This is a genomic window from Empedobacter sp. UBA7620, from assembly GCF_002484185.1.
In the GTDB taxonomy this organism is placed as follows: Bacteria; Bacteroidota; Bacteroidia; order Flavobacteriales; family Weeksellaceae; genus Empedobacter; species Empedobacter falsenii_C.
The window spans coordinates 24,417-39,652 of record NZ_DLJI01000003.1 but is presented as its reverse complement, the minus strand read 5'-3'; the positions used below and the strand labels follow the sequence as shown (position 1 = coordinate 39,652).

General features: G+C 33.3%; 13 protein-coding genes. 4 read left to right on the top strand and 9 right to left on the bottom strand.

The features are described 5' to 3' along the window. On the top strand, window positions 1-1,442 hold a 1,442-nt coding region (gene groL / locus B2217_RS00910; protein ID WP_291121977.1), incomplete at its 5' end, for a chaperonin GroEL. Between the two features lie 82 nt (window positions 1,443-1,524). On the opposite strand, the gene leuB is transcribed toward groL, so the two are convergent. From leuB to B2217_RS00890, 4 genes are read right to left on the bottom strand one after another with little or no spacing between them, the layout of a single operon-like run. Further along, window positions 1,525-2,649: a 3-isopropylmalate dehydrogenase gene (leuB, locus tag B2217_RS00905; protein ID WP_286494786.1), complete on the bottom strand. Its 1,125-nt coding sequence runs from the start codon at window positions 2,647-2,649 to the stop codon at window positions 1,525-1,527. Further along, the gene (gene leuD / locus B2217_RS00900; protein ID WP_219034380.1) at window positions 2,636-3,238 is read right to left on the bottom strand and encodes a 3-isopropylmalate dehydratase small subunit; all 603 of its coding nucleotides are present in this window, start codon (window positions 3,236-3,238) and stop codon (window positions 2,636-2,638) included. Before leuD ends, leuB begins: the two co-directional genes overlap by 14 nt. A gap of 12 nt (window positions 3,239-3,250) precedes the next feature. Continuing rightward, window positions 3,251-4,636, bottom strand: coding sequence for a 3-isopropylmalate dehydratase large subunit (gene leuC / locus B2217_RS00895; protein WP_291121975.1), 1,386 nt, complete (start codon window positions 4,634-4,636; stop codon window positions 3,251-3,253). Further along, window positions 4,633-5,808 (bottom strand): 2-isopropylmalate synthase, encoded by a 1,176-nt coding sequence (locus B2217_RS00890; RefSeq protein WP_125349634.1) that lies wholly within the window; start codon window positions 5,806-5,808, stop codon window positions 4,633-4,635. Before B2217_RS00890 ends, leuC begins: the two co-directional genes overlap by 4 nt. 148 nt (window positions 5,809-5,956) lie before the next feature. Here B2217_RS00890 and B2217_RS00885 point away from each other — a divergent pair, with 148 nt between their 5' ends. The 3 genes from B2217_RS00885 (at window position 5,957) to mqo (ending at window position 9,629) form a co-directional block, all read left to right on the top strand. Beyond that, entirely contained in the window at window positions 5,957-7,438 is a 1,482-nt protein-coding gene (locus B2217_RS00885) for a hypothetical protein (RefSeq protein WP_038332873.1), read from the top strand. 79 nt (window positions 7,439-7,517) lie between these two features. Next, window positions 7,518-8,018, top strand: coding sequence for an RDD family protein (locus B2217_RS00880; protein ID WP_038332867.1), 501 nt, complete (start codon window positions 7,518-7,520; stop codon window positions 8,016-8,018). 135 nt (window positions 8,019-8,153) lie between these two features. Continuing rightward, window positions 8,154-9,629, top strand: a complete 1,476-nt coding sequence (mqo, locus tag B2217_RS00875) for a malate dehydrogenase (quinone) (protein WP_125349636.1) — start codon at window positions 8,154-8,156, stop codon at window positions 9,627-9,629. Between the two features lie 128 nt (window positions 9,630-9,757). Here the strand turns inward: mqo and B2217_RS00870 are convergent, their stop codons facing one another. The 5 genes from B2217_RS00870 to B2217_RS00850 form a co-directional block, all read right to left on the bottom strand. After that, window positions 9,758-10,288, bottom strand: a complete 531-nt coding sequence (locus B2217_RS00870) for a septal ring lytic transglycosylase RlpA family protein (RefSeq protein ID WP_125349637.1) — start codon at window positions 10,286-10,288, stop codon at window positions 9,758-9,760. Between the two features lie 323 nt (window positions 10,289-10,611). Then, window positions 10,612-11,064, bottom strand: coding sequence for a GatB/YqeY domain-containing protein (locus B2217_RS00865; RefSeq protein WP_125349638.1), 453 nt, complete (start codon window positions 11,062-11,064; stop codon window positions 10,612-10,614). A 101-nt stretch (window positions 11,065-11,165) separates the two neighbouring features. Further along, window positions 11,166-13,010 (bottom strand): cell division protein FtsZ, encoded by a 1,845-nt coding sequence (gene ftsZ / locus B2217_RS00860; protein WP_286494801.1) that lies wholly within the window; start codon window positions 13,008-13,010, stop codon window positions 11,166-11,168. Window positions 13,011-13,065: 55 nt separating this feature from the next. Then, entirely contained in the window at window positions 13,066-14,517 is a 1,452-nt protein-coding gene (gene ftsA, locus B2217_RS00855) for a cell division protein FtsA (protein ID WP_180905149.1), read from the bottom strand. Next, complete coding sequence (locus B2217_RS00850) at window positions 14,504-15,235, bottom strand: cell division protein FtsQ/DivIB (protein WP_280035426.1); 732 nt, start codon at window positions 15,233-15,235, stop codon at window positions 14,504-14,506. The genes ftsA and B2217_RS00850 overlap by 14 nt, the downstream gene beginning before the upstream one ends. Window position 15,236: the final 1 nt, after the last annotated feature.

Genomic DNA, 15,236 nt, shown 5'->3' with positions numbered 1-15,236 from the left:
AAGATCCAATCGAAAACTTAGGTGCGCAAATGGTAAAAGAAGTTGCTTCTAAAACAAACGACGTTGCTGGTGATGGTACTACAACTGCTACAGTTTTAGCTCAAGCTATCGTTCGCGAAGGTTTGAAAAACGTTGCTGCTGGTGCAAACCCAATGGACTTAAAACGTGGTATTGATAAAGCTGTTGCAGGAATCGTTGCTAACTTAAGAGAGCAATCTCAAGAAGTTGGTGATTCATCAGAAAAAATCAAACAAGTTGCTTCTATCTCTGCAAATAACGATGATACAATAGGATCATTAATCGCAGAAGCTTTTTCTAAAGTTGGAAAAGAAGGTGTTATCACTGTTGAAGAAGCGAAAGGAACAGAAACTTATGTTGACGTTGTAGAAGGGATGCAATTCGATCGTGGATATCAATCTCCTTACTTCGTTACAAATGCAGATAAAATGATTGCTGAATTAGAGAATCCTTACATCTTATTATGTGAGAAAAAAATATCTAACTTACAAGAAATCTTACCTTTATTAGAGCCAGTTGCTCAATCAGGTCGTCCATTCTTAATCATTTCTGAAGAAGTTGAAGGTCAAGCTTTAGCTACTTTAGTAGTGAACCGTTTAAGAGGATCTTTAAAAATCGCTGCTGTTAAAGCACCAGGATTCGGAGATCGTAGAAAAGCAATGTTACAAGATATCGCAATCTTAACAGGAGGAACTGTTATTTCTGAAGAGCAAGGAATTACGTTAGAAACTGCTACTTTAGAAATGTTAGGTACTGCAGAAAGAGTAGTTATCGACAAAGACAATACAACTATTGTTAACGGAGCTGGTGATGCTGAGCAAATCAAATCTCGTGTTAACCAAATTAAAGCGCAAGTAGAAACAACTACTTCTGACTACGATCGCGAAAAATTACAAGAGCGTTTAGCTAAATTAGCTGGAGGTGTTGCTGTATTATACGTTGGTGCTGCTTCTGAGGTTGAAATGAAAGAAATCAAAGACCGTGTTGATGATGCTTTACACGCAACTCGCGCTGCTGTAGAAGAAGGTATCGTTGCTGGTGGTGGTGTTGCTTTCGTTAGAGCTTTATCTAACTTAACAATTGACACAACAAATGCTGACGAAGCGACAGGTGTTAAAATTGTAACGCGTGCAGTTGAAGAACCATTACGCCAAATCGTTCACAACGCTGGTGGAGAAGGTTCTGTAGTTGTTGCTAAAGTAAAAGAAGGAAATGGTGATTTCGGATACAATGCAAAAACTGACGAATATGTAAACATGATCGAGGCTGGAGTTATTGATCCAACTAAAGTTGCTCGTGTTGCATTAGAAAACGCTGCTTCTGTTGCAGGTATGTTAATTACTACTGAGGCGGTTGTTACAGAAATTAAAAAAGATGAGCCAGCTATGCCACCAATGGGAGGTGGAATGCCAGGAATGATGTAATCATCAACTCATAAAAATATACAATAGAAAAAGCCATTCAGAACTCTGAATGGCTTTTTCATTAAGTCATAAATAATAAAAACTATATAATCGTCGATTTCCCCATCAATACATTTTCAAAATTAAAATATGAATGATGATCATGATCGCTCAATAATATCTTCGCAATATAATTTGCTACAACAGACGTCGAATAATCGCTCGTTTCATCTAAATCTGAAGTTACAATCAAATTATTAATCGCATTTCCCACCGCATTTTCTATTGCTTTTGCTCCTTCTTCCAATCCCAAATAACGCAACATCATTGCGGCACTCAAAATAGAAGCCATCGGATTTGCAATTCCTTTTCCTTTTGCTTGTGGATACGAACCATGAATAGGCTCGAACAATGCATTTTCTGTACCAATAGAAGCCGAAGGCAACAAACCTATACTTCCTCCAATTACACTTCCTTCGTCCGAAATAATATCACCAAACATATTCTCTGTCAAAATCACATCAAATTGTTTTGGATTGATAATTAATTGCATCGCTGCGTTATCAACAAACAAGAAATCTAATTCAACTTCAGGATATTTTTGGCTAATATCCATCGCAACTTTTCGCCATAAACGAGAGGTATCCAACACATTTGCCTTGTCTACCAACGTTACTTTTTTGCGACGCTTCATTGCTTCCTGAAAAGCTAAATGTGTAATTTGCTCAATGTCTTTTCTGTTGTACGAACACGTATCATACGCATGAGAACCATCTTGTGCTGTAAATTTTTCTCCGAAATAAATTCCATTAATCAATTCACGAAAAATAACCATATCTGTTCCTTCGATGTGCGAACGTTTCAATGGACTTTTCCCCAACAAAGATTCGTAAGCCTTGATTGGACGGATATTTGCAAATAAACCAAGTTCCTTTCTTAGCTTTAACAAACCTTGTTCGGGACGAACTTTAGCGTTCGGATTATTGTCATATTTTGGATCACCAATAGAACCAAACAAAACCGCATCTGCATCTTTACATAATTGCAATGTCGCATCAGGCAAAGGATTTCCCGTTTCGTCAATCGCAATTGCACCAATCAAAGCTTCCTCAAATTCGAAATTATATTTAAAAATTTGTTCAACGACTTTCAGAACTTTTATTGTTTCCGAAACGACTTCTGGTCCTATTCCATCGCCAGAAAGTACTGCAATTTTATGCGTTTTCATGTTGTAAAGATTTATGGTTTTGTTCGTAAGTTTCTATTTTATCTTTTTGACTGATTAAAAAATCAATGTCATCATATCCATTTAATAAACAGATTTTTTTATAAGAATCAACATCAAAGTTGATGGTTTGATCTTGAATTTTTAAGGTTTGATTTTCTAAATTAACTTCAAATTCTGTTGAAGGATTTTGATCGATGATCTCAAAGATTTGATTTAAAATTTCATCTGAAACAACGATTGGTAAAATTCCGTTATTCAATGCATTTCCTTTGAAAATATCTGCAAAATAACTACTAATTACCACATCAAATCCGTAATCTTTGATTGCCCAAGCAGCGTGTTCTCGGCTACTTCCACAACCAAAATTTTTACCTGCAACTAATATTTTTCCAGCATATTTTGAATCATTCAGCGGGAAATTATCAATTGATTGATTATCTTGATTAAATCGCCAATCTCTGAATAAATTATCTCCAAAACCTTCTCTACTAATCGCTTTCAAAAAACGAGCTGGAATAATTTGATCGGTATCTATATTTTCTATTTTAATCGGAACAGCCGATGATTTTAGTTGATTGATTGAATCCATTTTGAGTAAATTTTAATTGATATCAACAATTTTTCCGTGAATTGCAGCAGCAGCAGCAATCAAAGGACTTGCTAATAATGTACGAGAATTTGGACCTTGACGACCTTCAAAATTTCTATTCGAAGTCGAAACACAATATTTTCCCTCTGGAACTTTATCGTCGTTCATCGCCAAACAAGCCGAACAACCTGGTTCGCGCAATTTGAATCCAGAATCTTCAAAAATTTTATCCAAACCTTCTTCTATCGCTTGCTTTTCTACTTGTTTCGATCCCGGAACAATCCACGCAGTTACATTTTCATTACGCTGTTTTCCTTTCACATAATTCGCTACTTCACGCAAATCTTCGATTCTCGCATTGGTACAACTTCCGATAAAAACATAATCAATTGGATGATTGATGATTGATTGATTATCTTGGAATCCCATATATTTCAACGCTTTTTCAAACGATTCTTTTTCATTATCGCTTAACGAATCTTTAGAAGGAATACTGTCTTTCACCGAAATTCCCATTCCTGGATTCGTACCAAACGTAATCATTGGATAAATATCCGCAGCGTCAAATTCTATTTCTTCATCAAAAATTGCATCAGCATCACTTGGTAAAGTTTTCCAATATGCTACTTTTTGCTCCCAATCTTCTCCTTTCGGTGCAAATGGTTTATCTTTTAAATAAGCAAAAGTTGTTTCATCTGGTGCAATCATTCCGCCACGAGCGCCCATTTCTATCGACATATTACAAACTGTCATTCGACCTTCCATCGACATATTCTCGAAAACATCTCCTGCATATTCACAGAAAAAACCTGTTCCTGCATTTGTTCCAACTTTAGAAATGATATACAAAATCACATCTTTTGGTTGAACATTTGGATTCAGTTTTCCATTAACTGTAATTCGCATCGATTTTGGTTTATTCATCAACAAACATTGACTAGCAAAAACCTGTGCAACTTGACTTGTTCCAATTCCGAAAGCAATTGCTCCAAAAGCTCCATGCGTAGATGTGTGACTATCACCACAAACCATGCTCATTCCTGGTTGCGTAACACCCAATTCTGGCGCAATAATGTGAACAATTCCTTGATACGGATGACCTAAACCATAAAAAGTAATATTATTTTTTTCGCAATTAATCGCTAATTGCTCTAATTGTTGTTTTGATAATGGATCTCGAACTGGCTGATCTTGATTAATCGTTGGTACATTGTGATCCGCAGTTGCAACAATTTGATTTGGTCGAAAAATTGGAATATTTCTCGCTTCTAATTCTGCAAAAGCTTGTGGACTTGTTACTTCGTGAATTAAATGTTTATCAATATAAATCACTTGTGGTCCATTTTCTACTTGGCTGACAACATGGGCATCCCACACTTTATCGAATAATGTTCTCATGCGAATTTTCTCTGTGATGTTTGATTAAACTGATGTATTAATCCAAGTAAATCTTCACGAACGACTTCTTTTTTTAGATCCGCAATTTCTAAAAATTGTTCATATAAAATATCTAATTCATTTTTAGATGTATCGAAACCGATATCTTTTAGACGATAAGCTAATGCTGAACGCCCGCTACGAGCTGTCAAAATAATAGAGGACTCATTAACTCCAACATCTGCCGGATTGATAATTTCGTATGTTTCACGATTTTTAATCACACCATCTTGATGAATTCCAGAACTGTGCGCAAAAGCATTCGATCCTACAATTGCTTTGTTTGGTTGAACCATCATTCCCATTGTATCAGAAGTTAATTGACTTAATTCTGTTAACATTTGAGCATTGATATCTGTATAAAAATTCAATTCTTTGTGTTGTCTAAAAATCATCACGATTTCTTCCAAGGCCGTATTACCAGCACGCTCACCAATTCCATTAATTGTACATTCTATTTGGCGTGCTCCATTTATAGCTCCTGCAACTGCATTCGCTGTCGCTAAACCTAAATCGTTATGATTGTGGCAAGAAATAATCACATTATCAATTCCTTGAACATGATCTTTCAAATATTTAATTTTATTTCCATACTCAAAAGGCAAACAATAACCCGTTGTATCTGGAATATTAAGAACTGTCGCACCAGCTTTGATCACTTCTTCACAAACTTGAGCAAGAAAAGCATTATCCGTTCTTCCTGCGTCTTCAGCATAAAACTCAACATCATCTACAAATGTTTTTGCATAAGCAACCGCTTCAACGGCACGTTCGATAATCGCTTCACGATTCGAATTAAATTTGTGAATAATATGAGAATCCGAAGTTCCAATTCCGGTATGAATTCTTGGTTTTACCGCATATTGTAAAGCTTTAGCTGCAGATTCTATATCTTTTTTGTTTGCACGAGTTAAACCACAAACTGTGGCATTTTTCACTAATTTTGAAATTGCATTTACGGCTTCGAAATCTCCAGGACTTGAAATTGGAAAACCAGCCTCGATAATATCAACGCCTAATTCGTCCAATCGAGCCGCAATTTCTAACTTCTGTTTTTTGTTTAACTTACACCCCGGCACTTGCTCTCCATCTCTCAGTGTCGTATCAAAAATTTGAATCTTCTCAGCACTCATTGCAATTAGTTTTGTTTGTTATTGTGATGTAAAATTAAAATTGTACTAACTTTAAATTTTCAAATTGAAAAGTGTTTTACAATTCTTAAAGCTAAAATATTTATCATAATCATTTTATTTTCAATACATTATATATAATTTAATTACAATGTCAAATCATAACAAAGACGCACTATTTAGTTTAATAAAGTCACTTAATCGTTCCGAAAAACGTCAATTCAAACTTTATGTAAATCGTCTGCAAATTAATGCAGATGCAAAATTTTTGTTATTATTTGAAGCATTGGATAAGTTGGAAGAATATGATGAAACGGCTATTTTGAAGAAAAAAATTACCACGAAACAACAATTATCTAATCTAAAAGCGCATTTGTACAAACAAATTTTGTTTAGCTTGAGAATGAATCCTTCGCAACAAAATTCGCGTATGCAAATACGTGAACAGTTTGATTTTGCTACGATTTTGTATCAAAAAGGCTTACACAAACAAAGTCTAAAAATGTTGGACAAAGCCAAAACTCAAGCCTTAGATTTTGACGAAAAAGCCATTGCTTATGATATTTTAGAACTCGAAAAAATTATCGAATCACAATTCATTACACGAAGTATTTCTGGTCGTGCAGATCAGTTGATTGAACAATCGGAGGAATTGAGTTTACAGAATTTACAAGCAAGTAAATTGTCTAATTTATCGCTAAAATTGTATAGTATTTTGCTCGAGAATGGATACGCAAAAGATGATGATGAAATTCAAAAAATTCAGAATTTCTTTGATTCGGAAACAAAAAATATCGATTTTAAGAAATTAAAATTCAAAGAGAAACTGTGGTTTTACAAAGCAAATGTTTGGTTGTCGATGTTAACGCAAAACCTACACTCTGCCTATGAATTTTCGAAAAAATGGGTTGAATTATTTTACGAGAAAAAAGAACGAATTCTTAGTCATCCAGTTTGGTTTATTAAAGGAAATAGCTATTTATTAAAGATCTTATACCTGAAAAAAAATTCTGAAGAATTTAAATTTTGGTTTGATAAATTAGAATCTGTTTACGAGATTTTGCCTCAAAATGATAATGTGGAAGCGCTTTGGTTTATCAATAAATTTAATAGCAAACTGAATTATTTTTTCATTAATCCGAAAGAAAATATTAGTCCATTTTTGATTAAAGATATTTTACGCGAAATTAAATCGCATCATCATAAAATCGATAATCATCATATTTTGGTGCTTTATCTAAAAATTGCTGCCTATTATTTCTTAAACAAAGATTGGGATAATTCGTTCGAGTATTGTCAAAAAATAATCAATAGTGAAGCGTCAATTCAAGAAGATTTACATTTTTACACCTTGGTTTTGATTATGATGAATTTGTATGATTCTGGGAATGATCAAGAATTGGATACATATTCGTACAAAACGCATCAATTCTGCAAAAAGATGAAAAATAGTAATATTATTACACGAAAAATTAGTTTATTTTTTATTGAATTGAATGATTTGTACCCACATGAAAAAGTAAAAGCTTTCAGAGAATTAGATGATTTTTTGAAAGATTCGGACAATCAAAATTTGTTGCGAAGAAATACCAATTACATTAATCTTAGACGTTGGATGGAGGATAAAATTTAGACTTAAATTATCTGCATAAAATAATTTTAAAAATTTAGTGTTTATCATATATTTACATCTAAATTAACACATAAACACTATGTACCAAGATTACAAAGTTGGCGAACATAAAGCGAACAAAGGATTGCGCTTTTTAAATTTTATTATAGATTATGTATCAATCATTTTATTGACGATGCTATTTTTCGGTTTTATAGCAATTGTTATTGTGATCATTAATCCAGAAAGCGACATTATTTATCAATTAGAAAATATAAATCCTTTGATTGATAGAGTTATCACAGCCTTTTTTTATGTTTTACTAATTTTTTTATCAGAGTTTTTAACCAAAGGACGTTCATTAGGTAAATTTATTACAGGAACAAAAGTTGTGATGATTGACGGTTCTACACCTACAACGAAAGATTATTTTACAAGAAGTATTTGTAGAATAATTCCATTTGATGTTCTTACTTTTTTAGGAGAAAATGGTTGGCACGATAAAATTTCAAAAACTACAATTGTGAACAAAAAAGCTTTTGAAGCAGATTTATCACAAGCAGACAACATCGAAAGTATTGGAAAAACTGAGTTTGAATAATTTTCTATAAAATAAAATCTATTCAAATTATCTCAAAACAATAATTTATGTAAAAAATCATTGTTTTTTCTGCGTATTATTTCGCAAAAAAGGCTATTTATTAATACCTTTGCAACGTAAATATATTTTTGAGAAATGGAAAAACAACCTCAAGAGGTAGTGTTAGTTGGTGCTGGTATCATGAGTGCTACTTTAAGCATACTTCTTAAAAAAATAAATCCGGCTATTAAGATTTCTGTTTTCGAAAAATTAGATAAGATTGGATTTGAAAGCTCTGATGCTTTCAATAATGCAGGTACTGGTCACTCTGCTTTTTGTGAATTGAATTATACACCAATGGACAAAAATGGAGTGGTTAATATTGATAAAGCAATTAATATTGCAAAACAATTTGAAACTTCGAAAGAGTTTTGGTCTTACTTAGTCGAAAATAATTACGTTTCTTCTCCAGAAAAATTCTTACGTCCTACTCCACATATGTCTTTTGTTTGGGGCGATGACGATGTAAATTTCTTGAAAAAACGTTACGAAAAATTATCTCAGCATCCTTTATTTAAGGATATGGAATATTCGGATGATGTTTCTAAAATCAGAGAATGGGCTCCATTAATTGTTGACGGTAGAAAAGGTAATGAAAAAGTTGCGGCAACGCATATGAACTTGGGAACTGATGTGAATTTTGGTGAATTAACGCGTCAAATTTTCAAAGGTTTACAAGACAAAAAAGAAATCACGTTAGAAACTGAACACGAAGTAAAAGACTTAACTCGTCTTAGCAACGGAAAATGGGCAGTTAAAGTAAAAGATTTAAAATCTGGAAATAACAAAGCACTTAATGCTGATTTCGTATTTATTGGTGCAGGTGGAGGAGCAATTTTATTGTTACAAAAATCTGGAATTCCAGAATCGAAAAAATTTGGTGGCTTCCCAGTTGGTGGACAATGGTTAATTTGTCAAAACGAAGAAGTAATCAAAAAACATCATGCAAAAGTATATGGAAAAGCAAAAATTGGTGCACCACCAATGTCTGTTCCTCACTTAGATACACGTGTTATTGATGGAAAACAATCTCTATTATTTGGTCCATTTGCAACATTCTCAACAAAATTCTTAAAATACGGATCTAATTGCGATTTATTCAAATCTGTAAACTTAGGAAACGTAGGATTTTTGATGAATTGTGGATTAAACAATATCGATTTAACAAAATACCTGGTAGAACAAGTGATGTTATCTAAAGCGAAAAAAGTAGAAGAATTACAAGAATATTTTCCTGAAGCTAAACTAGAAGATTGGTTCGAACAAACTGCAGGACAACGTGTTCAAGTAATCGAAAAACAAGATGGAAAAGGAGTTTTAAAATTTGGTACAGAAATCGTAACATCTCAAGATGGAACAATGTCTGCCTTATTAGGAGCTTCTCCAGGAGCATCTACATCTGTTAGTGCAATGTTGAACTTAATGAAACAATGTTTCCCAGACTTGATGAAAAACAACTGGAACGAAGCAATCAAAGAAATGATCCCTTCTTACGGTGAAGATTTAGCACAAGCTGAATTAGTTGAAGCATCAAGAGCCCGTACAACTAAAGTGCTTAAAATTTTAGATTAAGATTTTCTTACATCATATAATTATAAATCCTGATATTCATTTGTCAGGATTTTTTTTGCACGAAACTTAAGAGCATAAAAAAAGGTTTGAGAATAAATTCTCAAACCTTTTAATTTTTTCTGAACATCTTAGTCTTTCTTGTCTTCGCTTTTGATAATTTCGTATTCAACTTGCATCACTCCTGTATTGGTGTGACCAATTTCGCTGAATGCAGCTTGACTTAAGTCTAAAACTCTAGATTTAGCGTATGGACCTCTGTCGTTGATTTCTACAACTACAGATTTACCATTTCTGATATTCGTAACTTTTACTTTCGTACCAAATGGTAAAGACTTATGGGCAGCTGTTAGTTCGTGTTTGTCATACGTTTCACCACTAGCTGTCTTGCGTCCGTGGAATTTGTCTCCATACCAAGAAACAACTCCTGTCGAGATTTTTCGAGCACTATTCTCGATAAGTTCTCCAACCAACTTTTCATCTTCAACTGATAATGTATCTTTTTTGATGGTATCATTATCAATATCGTTACTAAATCTTTTCTCAGAAGCTGGCATAATAATTGTGTCATTATTACCAGAATCCTTAAAAATTTTACCATCAGCATTTGCTATTGGAAAAATCATTAACATTGCTATAAACGCTGTAATGCTTTTCGTCATCCTTTAGATTTTTCTGATTTACTTTGCAAATTTAAGGGTATAAACAGCTTCTTATTTAGAATTATTCTAATCAATTGATTTTTAATTCTAAAATCTCTTGTGCTTTGCGAATTTAGATGCTTACAGCGATTTGTTAATTTAATGTTAAAATAAAACTATAATCCTAATTTTTTTGGGAATTATTTATTTAAATCGGATATACTATTGATTATCAATAAATAATAATTTTATATAATTTGAAGAAATTTATCTAATAAAGAAATAAAAAAGGTAAAGTGTTATAAACTTTACCTTTTCTTAATTTTTAAAGATTTAAAAATCAATTATAAACTAGCTAAAATATCTTTTACTTTAGCTGAAATTAATTTTCCTTCCGCTTTACCAGCTAATTTAGATGAAGCAGCTCCCATTACTTTTCCCATATCTTTTGGAGAAGTAGCGCCAACCTCTGCAACAATTTCTGTAATTGCAGCTGTTAATTCTTCGTCTGATAATTGAGCAGGTAAAAATTGTTGAATAACTTCTGCTTGTGCCAATTCTTTTTCAGCTAATTCAGCACGTCCATTTGCTTCGAATTGTTCAGCAGCTTCTTTACGTTGTTTTACTAATTTTTGTAATAAAGCAATTTCTTGATCTTCTGATAATTCTCCGTTAGCACCTGATGTTTTTGCTAATAATAATTCAGATTTTACAGCTCTTAAAGCTTCTAAAGCAACAGTATTTTTAGCTTTCATCGCTTCTTTTAACTGTGCCATTATTTGAGTTTCTAAATTCATTTGTTTTGCTTTTAGACTACAAATTTAAGACAAAAAAAGGCTCATCGCAAAAGCAATGAACCTTTTCTATAATAAGAATATTTTTTACGAGTGATCGTTTATTAATCTACGTTATCATGTAGAAAATTGTTTGGACGAATTTGCGTTTCGTTGTTACGATTAGTTCCTACAGAAAAATCAGAAGATTGATTATCATTACGATCAGATAAATTCAATCCTTGACGTTTATAAGCAGGAATTGCTTCGTATTCGTCTACTTGAGAATTTGTCATCGTGTTGTTGAATTTAAAATTAAATTGTTTCAAACGATTTCTTCTTTCTTCAATCATACTATTCAATTCAGGATCATTTGATTGCTCAATTGGTTGACTAAATGGATCTATAGCAACTTGTACTTCTTCAGCTTGTGGAGCAACAGAATGAGCTACATTAGATTGAACTGGCTCTACATTTCCATATCCTTCGTTCTTTGGAGCTTGATATCCAGCATAATTATTTTGAGGATAATTTGACTGTTCTGAAGCTACAGGATTAGAATATGAATTATATGTTTGATTATTATTTACATTATTCGTTGGTTCTTGCGGACGATTAAAATCTGATTTCAAACGTGGTTCGAAATCATCATAAGAACGTCTCTCTTGCACTGGCTCATCATCAATATCATCTAAAACATAACGCTTTGGAGAATTATTTTCTTCGAAAGATTCTTCTGGCGTATTGTGATAAGTTTGTTGTTGAAAACTTTGGTTAATATCTGCTTGACGATAATTATTTTGAGGAGCCTCTGGCGTTTGATTTTGTTGAGGCGTTTGTGGTGCTTGCTGAGAAGCATTAGAACGACCAAAATCTAACGTCATTGGTTTTACACGATTCACAAAAGGTTGCTCAACTGATAACGTTTTATTAATTGGTTGTTCTTCCTCTAATGTATGTACAATTTTTTGTTCCTCTTTTCCTGTATACGCCTGATCTTCTGTAGGAAAACCAGTTGCTACAACAGTTACAGAGATAGAATCTCCTAAATCTAAGTCTTCACCAATACCCATGATAATATTTGCACTATTACCAGCTTCTTGTTGAATGTAATCATTGATGATACCGATTTCATCCATTGTAATTTCGTTATTACCAGACAAAATCAATAACAATACGTTACGTGCACCCGTAATTTTGTTGTTGTTTAACAATGGAGAATCTAAAGCAGAAGAAATTGCGTCTTTCGCTTTGTTTTCACCAGAACCTTGCGCAGATCCCATGATTGCTGTACCAGAATTTTTAAGTACTGTACGCGCATCACGTAAATCGATGTTCATTGCATAGTGTTGAGTAATAACTTCTGCAATTCCTTTAGCTGCTGTTGTTAAAACCTCATCAGCTTTCGAGAAACCATTTTTGAAACCTAAGTTTCCGTATAATTCACGTAATTTATCATTGTTAATAACAATCAATGAATCTACGTTTTGTCTTAATTTTTCGATACCTTTTTCGGCTTGTTCCAACCTCATTCTTCCTTCGAAAAAGAATGGCGCTGTAACAATCCCTACTGTTAAGATATCCATTTCTTTTGCAATACCAGCAATTACTGGTGCTGCTCCAGTTCCTGTACCACCACCCATTCCGGCAGTAATAAAGACCATTTTAGTCCCTTCGTCTAAAACAGCTTTTACATCATCCATACTTTCGATAGCAGATTGCTCTCCTACCTCAGGATTTGCTCCAGCTCCTAAACCTTCTGTTATTGCTTGTCCTAATTGAATTCTTGTTGGTACTGGACTATTTGCTAATGCTTGAGAGTCCGTATTACAAATTACAAATTCTACACCTGCAATTCCTTGTTCAAACATGTAGTTTACGGCATTACTACCTCCACCACCTACTCCGATTACTTTGATAGCTTGAGATCGGCTCTTTGGTAAGTTGAACACAATATCTCCTGTTAACATATCACTCATATTCTTCTTATTAAATTGGTTCGTAATTTATTCTAGTTTATTCTTATTATTCAGTTTCGTTGATCATTTGGATAAATTTATCCGTCCATTTCGAAAAGAAATTTTTCTTTTCTGGTTTAGATTTAGCTTCTTTCTTTTCTCCTATTTCTTGATCCAAGAATTCGTCCACTACTTCTTCTCTTTTTGGTTTTTGGATAATTTCTTCCTCAACAACAATTTCAGCTTTTACAGTCTTTTTTTGTTGCGTTGGTTGAATTCCAATTTCTAATTCTTCTTGGTTATTTAAATTATTAATAACTGGTTTTTCATAAATTTCGTGCTGATAATTCGCCGCTAATTCTTCTAAACCTTTCATTAATAATCCAACAGATGTTGCATATTCTGGTCCGCTAATTTCCTCAGCCTTTGCTCCGACAATATGTTCGTTAGAGTATCCAATTCTTACATCCATTCCTGTTACATATTCTGTAAGTTGACGAATGTGTTTTAATTTAGATCCACCACCTGTTAAAACGATTCCTGCAATCAGTTTTTTGTTTTGATCTTCGCAACCGTAGTTTTTCAATTCCAAATATACTTGTTCCAAAATTTCCTGCACACGTGCGTGGATAATTTGAGACAATCTTTTTAATGATATTTCTTTTGCTTCGCGTCCTTTTAAACCAGGAATCGATACAATTTCAGTTTCTTTATTTTCTCCTGGCCAAGCAGAACCAAATTTTTCTTTTAAAGCTTCGGCTTGCTTACCAATGATAGAACATCCAACTTTGATGTCTTCTGTAATCACATTTCCTCCAAACGGAATAACCGATGTGTGACGAATAATATTATCCTTGAAAATTGCAATATCTGTTGTTCCACCACCTATATCGATCAATGCAACACCAGCTTCTTTTTCTTCTTCGCTAAGCGCAGCACTAGACGATGCAATTGGTTCTAAAGTAATACTTGCCAAACGTAAACCAGCAGCTTTTACACAACGTGCAATATTTCGGATCGATGAAACTTGTCCTACAACCACATGGAAATTAGCCTCTAAACGACTTCCGTACATTCCGATTGGTTCGCGGATTTCACCTTCGTTATCAACCTTAAATTCTTGAGGAAGAACATGGATAATTTCTTCTCCAGGTAACATAACCAATTTGTAAACTTGATTTGTTAATAACTTTAAATCATTATCATCAATCACGTCTTCTGAATTGGTACGAGTAATGTAATCGCTATGTTGTAAACTACGAATATGTTGTCCAGCAATACCAACAGTAACATCAGTAATTTTGACACCAGATGATCTTTCAGCCTTATCAATTGCCTCTTTTATCGAGTTAATGGTTTGTGTAATATTATTTACAACACCTCTGTGTACACCTAAGCTTTTTGCTTGTCCGTGTCCAAGAATTTCGATTTTTCCGTTCTCATTTTTTCGTCCGACAAGCGCTACAATCTTTGTAGTCCCTATGTCTAAGCCAACTGCAATCTTACTATTGTTCTCCATTTTTTATTCGTTTGGTTGCTACAACTTGGTTTACAAATTTCAAGCTCAATTTTTCATAATCTTCAGTTCCTATAAAATCAATGTATTGATTATAGAATAATTTTAGATTATGTAACTTCTGTTCAAAGTTGTTTAAAGTTCCTAATTCTATATAATAGTTTCCTGTGTTTACAATTAAATTAAAAGAACGTTGTCCCACTTTTTGAATTGCTATGATATGATTTTTTAATAAATCGTCTGCTTTCAAAGCTTGAACAAATTTACTCAAATCCTCATATTCATTCGGTTTCACATCACCAGAAACTAAGATTACATCTGCTGAATTTAATTTAGATAAAGGCATTTTTCCGCCTTTTGTTGTCAAATAAAATTCATTTTTCAGCGTCTTTATTCTTGCTACTGCTGAGTTTGCTTTTATGTCAAGTCGTAAATGTCCGTTGATATCTTTACTTACTTGTACAGAATCCACAAAAGGACTCTCACTTACTTTTTGTTCGATTTCCTTAACATTCACATCTCTTAGAGATTGTTTCAGAATGTCTTTTCCATCTTTGTTAATAATTTCTCTTATCGATTCATCATTAATAAAATAATTATCAACTGGCTGAACAAACGCCACGTCAATTTTATTCACTGTACGCGAAGCATTCTTAATTACCGTAAAACTAATCAAACCGATTAGCAAGGCAACTCCAAAAATCACTTTTATGATTTTCAAT

Bases quoted from the DNA above. Each gene is read 5' to 3' on its own strand.
- ftsZ (WP_286494801.1), bottom strand. From the start codon at position 13,010: ATGTTAACAGGAGATATTGTGTTCAACTTACCAAAGAGCCGATCTCAA.
- B2217_RS00865 (WP_125349638.1), bottom strand. From the start codon at position 11,064: ATGAATTTAGAAACTCAAATAATGGCACAGTTAAAAGAAGCGATGAAA.
- leuC (WP_291121975.1), bottom strand. From the start codon at position 4,636: ATGAGAACATTATTCGATAAAGTGTGGGATGCCCATGTTGTCAGCCAA.
- B2217_RS00885 (WP_038332873.1), top strand. From the start codon at position 5,957: ATGTCAAATCATAACAAAGACGCACTATTTAGTTTAATAAAGTCACTT.
- ftsA (WP_180905149.1), bottom strand. From the start codon at position 14,517: ATGGAGAACAATAGTAAGATTGCAGTTGGCTTAGACATAGGGACTACA.
- B2217_RS00890 (WP_125349634.1), bottom strand. From the start codon at position 5,808: ATGAGTGCTGAGAAGATTCAAATTTTTGATACGACACTGAGAGATGGA.
- leuD (WP_219034380.1), bottom strand. From the start codon at position 3,238: ATGGATTCAATCAATCAACTAAAATCATCGGCTGTTCCGATTAAAATA.
- B2217_RS00870 (WP_125349637.1), bottom strand. From the start codon at position 10,288: ATGACGAAAAGCATTACAGCGTTTATAGCAATGTTAATGATTTTTCCA.
- mqo (WP_125349636.1), top strand. From the start codon at position 8,154: ATGGAAAAACAACCTCAAGAGGTAGTGTTAGTTGGTGCTGGTATCATG.
- leuB (WP_286494786.1), bottom strand. From the start codon at position 2,649: ATGAAAACGCATAAAATTGCAGTACTTTCTGGCGATGGAATAGGACCA.
- B2217_RS00880 (WP_038332867.1), top strand. From the start codon at position 7,518: ATGTACCAAGATTACAAAGTTGGCGAACATAAAGCGAACAAAGGATTG.